At 39.4% G+C, this 2112-nt stretch carries 1 protein-coding gene; it reads left to right on the forward strand.

The features are described from left to right. Positions 1-1967 (forward strand): IS1634 family transposase (locus H524_RS15765; RefSeq protein WP_044122304.1); only part of this gene is annotated, 1967 nt, incomplete at its 5' end. Positions 1968-2112: the final 145 nt, after the last annotated feature.

Raw genomic sequence — 2112 nt, forward strand, 5'->3', positions numbered from 1 at the left:
AATTCTTAATTGAACATCCTCAACTTGTTGGATTAACTATCTATAGAGCAGAGGGTGGTGAATTTTTTTACAAAAAACCAGAGCGAGAGATTGATCTCTTTGAGGATGAGCTTGAATGTGATTCAGATGACTCAGGTGAGACTAGTCACTTAGCTGGCACAAGAAAGGTGATTGAGTCAGCTAGCGGCGTGCCAATGAGTAGAGACCCTGCCCAGCTTATTAACCTATCCTTTGATGAGACTCGCAAGACTATAGAGTCAAGACCTAAAGCTGTAGCAAACGAGCTACTTGGCATTAAGTCAGGCGGTAGCATTTTAACTTTAGAGCAGCTTGCTATTTATACTGGAGTGAGAATGGCTTTAGCTAAGTCTTTCATGGACTATAAGCCTGATCCAATAGTAGATCCCGAAACTGGGAAACATAGAAGACTTCGCAGAATAACGAAGAAAAAGGCACTTAAATACACTTTGTGTATTGAAACTGTTGTGTATCAAATGATCATTAATGGCACAAACACATATGAAGGTCTTACTTCTTTCTGTGACTATTATGCTGTGGCCGATTGCGCTAATTTGGATATTGGCGCTTTTAAACGTATCGTCAGTTTGATTAACGATAACTTCATAGATCATTTTCACCACAACTTTTTAGCGCACTATTTCAAGAATAATCACGAGAGGATTATCAAGGAAGGTCTTTGTACCGCTATTGATGGTACTCCGATTTCACATAAGAACCGAGATTTAATGTTTATAGACAGCGGTGTGGATAAGCAAGGAAACTACAACAACCAGGCCAATGTACAGTTTATATGCGACGCTTCAAAAAGCGGACTACCGCTCATGTACGATGTTTTTAATGGTCGCGCAAACGATATGTCTGCATTTGAAAATGTTCTTGAAAAGATTAATAGACATAGTGTCAATATAGACTCTATGACCGCTATTGTTGATAGAGGCTATGATAGCGGCGGAAACATTGATGCTATGCTTCGTAGTGGACAAAAGTTCATAGTGAACATGAGCCAAAAAGCTCAAGTAAAAAGCCTGATTAAGGAAGCTAGCTCTTCTTGCTTGGCTGTTAGCAATACAGTGCTTGATTTTGAAGACATTACATCGAGTAAATATATCGATCGTCCTCATACATATGAATCGTATCCTGTAGATGGAAAGAGAGCCAAATTGGATGAAAAGGTAACTCTTCGCTATCACGTTTTATACTCGCCAGATATCTACCACAAAGAGTTCATGTCTGTAATGACTAAAATTAAAGACCTAGTATCTTTGTACATGTCCGGAGCAAAACTTACATCAGCAGAATGTGACTACTTAGCAAAGTTTTCTGATTTTGATGCTGAAAAATACTTAAGCGAATCCTTTGCAACCTCAAAGAAATCAAAAGCCATAAAGAAGGATAAAGTCACTATTAGTCCAGAAAAACGCCCAGTATTGAATGGAGCAGCAATAACGGAACACCTGAGCACAAAAGGTTTTCAGGTGCTAGTAACTAACGATCTTACTTTGAGTAGTGCTGAAGTAAAAGAAAGATATGGAAGACGACAAAGTATCGAGAATGTTATTCAACGTACAAAATCTGGTCTTGACGGAAAAACAACTAAAGCTAAGACAGACAAAGGTTTTCAACAGAAACTCTTTCTGCAACATATAGCTGGAATCTTAACCACAGAGCTAAATCACCGTGTTAGAGATGCTAGAGAAGCTAATCCAGGCAAGTACGCTAACAAATTACGGTCTACTAAAGAAGTGTTGCGTGTGTTAAACGGCATTACGGTAGAGCAGTATAAAGCGGGCATGATATGGAAGCCAATTGTTGGAGCCCAAGAATTTTTGTTGAGACAGTTAAAGATTGAGCTGCCTAGATCAGTGATGACAGTTGCAAAACTTGGACAGACTATAGATATGCCTGTCAGTGTTTCAGAAGATTTAGAGGAAGTGCCGGAGATATAGCTATAGTAACAGAGGTTACCTGTATCGCTCAGACTTAGATTAGCTTATAAAGCCAAAAGGGGCGCAGCATGCATATGCTGCAGCCCCTCATCAGGCCAGTATGCCTAGCTCCCTAGATCTATAAAAAACATTGACCAAAGGAGTA

It is taken from the genome of Anaerobiospirillum succiniciproducens DSM 6400 (assembly GCF_000482845.1).
In the GTDB taxonomy this organism is placed as follows: Bacteria; Pseudomonadota; Gammaproteobacteria; order Enterobacterales; family Succinivibrionaceae; genus Anaerobiospirillum; species Anaerobiospirillum succiniciproducens.